Source organism: Moorena sp. SIO4E2 (assembly GCF_010671945.1).
GTDB classification, from domain to species: domain Bacteria; phylum Cyanobacteriota; class Cyanobacteriia; order Cyanobacteriales; family Coleofasciculaceae; genus Moorena; species Moorena producens.
This window is the reverse complement of the sequence record NZ_JAAHIE010000790.1, coordinates 1-2814: the sequence shown is the minus strand read 5'-3', so window position 1 is coordinate 2814 and position 2814 is coordinate 1. Positions and strand designations below refer to the sequence as shown.

The 2814-nt window shown below is 44.5% G+C and carries 2 protein-coding genes; one reads left to right on the top strand and one right to left on the bottom strand.

What is annotated here, in order from left to right:
- Positions 1-688: formylglycine-generating enzyme family protein (locus tag F6K37_RS37250; protein ID WP_287256031.1), on the top strand; the 688-nt coding region annotated here is incomplete at its 5' end.
- A gap of 104 nt (positions 689-792) precedes the next feature.
- Here F6K37_RS37250 and F6K37_RS37245 read toward each other — a convergent pair.
- Positions 793-2814, bottom strand: a 2022-nt coding sequence (locus tag F6K37_RS37245) for a DNA translocase FtsK (RefSeq protein ID WP_287256028.1), incomplete at its 5' end; no start/stop codon positions are given.

Here is a 2814-nt window from a genome sequence, read left to right as displayed (position 1 = left end):
CAGGGAAAGACCTCAGCACAAAGTAACCATCCAACCCTTCTTCCTGGGGAAATATCTGGTAACTCAAGCGCAATGGCGAGCTGTGGTTGAAAACCTCCCAAAAATTAAGCGGGACTTAAAGCCAGACCCCTCTTACTTTACAGGAGACAATCGACCAGTAGAGCAAGTCAACTGGTACGATGCGATGGAATTTTGCGATCGCCTTTCTCAATATACAGGAAGGAAATACAGATTACCGAGTGAAGCGGAATGGGAATACGCCTGTAGAGCCGGAACTACCACACCATTCCATTATGAATATACCACACCATTCCATTATGGAGAGACCATAACCGGTCTATTAGCTAATTATAATGCTTCCTATACTTATGCAGAGGAAAAAGAAGGGGAATATCGAGAAGAAACCACCCCAGTAGGACATTTTCCCCCCAACGGCTTTGGCTTATACGATATGCACGGCAATCTTTGGGAGTGGTGTGCGGATCCAAGGCATGATAATTACAAAGGAGCTCCTACAGATGGGAGTGTCTGGACTAAACCTACTAGTAATCATACTAAATATATTCTGCGGGGCGGGTCCTGGAGCGCCTCTCCTATTTATTGCCGTTCTGCCTCCCGCGACTACAATTTCACGCGCGATGCCATCAAACTCAATGTCGGTTTTCGTGTGGCTCGGGGTGTTGGGTAGGGTGTGTTAGGGGTGGACTTGCCTTGATTTTTACGGTAGCCAGTTTTTGGATAGTCTGCCCCGTAACGCACCACAGGGTCAAACTTTATTTGAATAAACTTTGATCAAGGCAATTTAATCCTCTCAGCAAACAAACTCTGCAATCGCTCTAACTTACCACCCTTTTGATACAATAAATCTCCCTTACCCAACAAATAAGCCGCTTCAGTGTTGTTGCCACCAAAAATAATCTTTGAATCCCCTTCAGACGCCGTGCGCAAAGCAATTCGCCCTGGTAAATTAGAGCGAATAATCGGAGTAACAACTTTCGCTTCTGGTCGTTGAGTAGCAATAATCAAATGAATCCCAGCCGCTCTAGCTTTGGCTCCTAAACGCTTAATACTTAATTCTAAGTCTTTGCGGATTTCTTTTTCTGCCATGAAGTCAGCATATTCATCAAATATACAGACTATCCGAGGTAATGGTAGGTTTTGTTTATTAGTTTGTTTCTGAGTCAATTGCTGATTATAAGCATCCAGGTGAGCACACTTGGCTTGTTCAAATTTCCGGTAACGCTGCTCCATTTCGTCAACTAATTCTGCCATCAGTTCGATAGCGCGATCGCTATCTTTAACGATTGGTGACAGCAACCATGGCATTTCCTCAAATTCTGGGAAAGTGACTCGCTTGGGATCAACCAGAGCAATTTTTAGCTGTTGAGGAGAGTGGTGATAGAGTAGGGATAGCAGAAGCGATCGCAAAAATTCGCTCTTGCCACTTCCCGTTGTGCCCCCTACCAAAAAGTGGCATGTATTGGGATCAGATAAATCCGCTTCTACCAATTTCCCATCTAAATTTACTCCAAGCCCAATCCTGGGAGGATTGCTGGAACTTTGGTGAACCTCGATATAGTCATCAAATCGAGCTACTTCTCTATCCTCATCCTTCCGTGGTAAATCCACACTGACATAGCCAGCTTCAGGAGTAATCAGGGGAGGATTATCCAGACCCAAGTGTACTTGTAAATCCTGGGACCGATTCTGTATATCTCTAACTTTTACGCCACGATGGGGTTTGAGCTTGATCCGGACAAATGCGGGAGCAACTGTTGCGTTGAGATAATCGACACTAATTTTAAAGTCTTCTAGAGTACTCACCAATTTTTTCCCGATCTGATCAGCATCAACAGTTTTCCGGGATGGTGGCTTGACCGGCTTTTGCTTAGTCTCAGGAATTTTGCGGGATGCTGGCTTGACCTGCTCTTGGTCAGTTTTCCCATCCTCAAAAAAGGTTTGACAGGTCTGCTGTTGGGGACAAATGTTGCATAGCTGAAGCTGTCGCGTGGGTGGTGGTGGCTCAAGGTCGCCCTTACCGATTGCTGGAGTGCAATGGTTTTTTATAGTTTCCCCATCTCCCCCCTTTTCCAGCTGGGCAGGTTTCCAACTCAGCCATTGGCGCATCTGTTGTAATTTATGGGGAATGAGCTGATGCACTGTATCCTCTAGCTCTTCCCAGGAATAGTAGTGTTTTTGGAATTCCGGTAAAACACAATAAACCGCTGCATCTATTGCTACTCCTTTTTTTTGGTGGAGCATGTAACTATAGAGAGCAACTTGAGCTAGGTTAGCGGATGGATCTACCGGTTGATAGGTTTTATAGTCTACGACACAATAGCGATCGCGTTCACAGTCAAAAATTAAGCTATCGAATTTTCCATTAACCTGTTGCTGGCTCCCATCAGGGAGGGTGAAGTTATAACTCAGGTCTTTTTCTTGAGCAATAAAGGTTTTTCTAATTACTTCCTCTGGCTGACAATAGCCTCGATTAGTAACTAGCAGTTGAGTCCAATGGGGAATTAGTGATTTTAATCCTTGCCACAGTTGAAGTAGGATCGAGGCTATCTCTGGATTGGTATCGATTTTCGGGAAAACAACTAACTTATACAGTAGCGCTTGGAGCTTAGAGCTAATCTGGCTTTGGTCTAGCTGACTTGCTGCTGGGGAAAATAAGGCTTGAAATTGGGAATCTTGCTGGAGTGTGTCAGTACACTTTTCACATAGCTGATGGAATACTTTCCCAATCCCTGGTGAGTCGGATGGTGGTATAAATAGGGTTTTTCCACCAAAGTGATGACTCAAATAAAATAA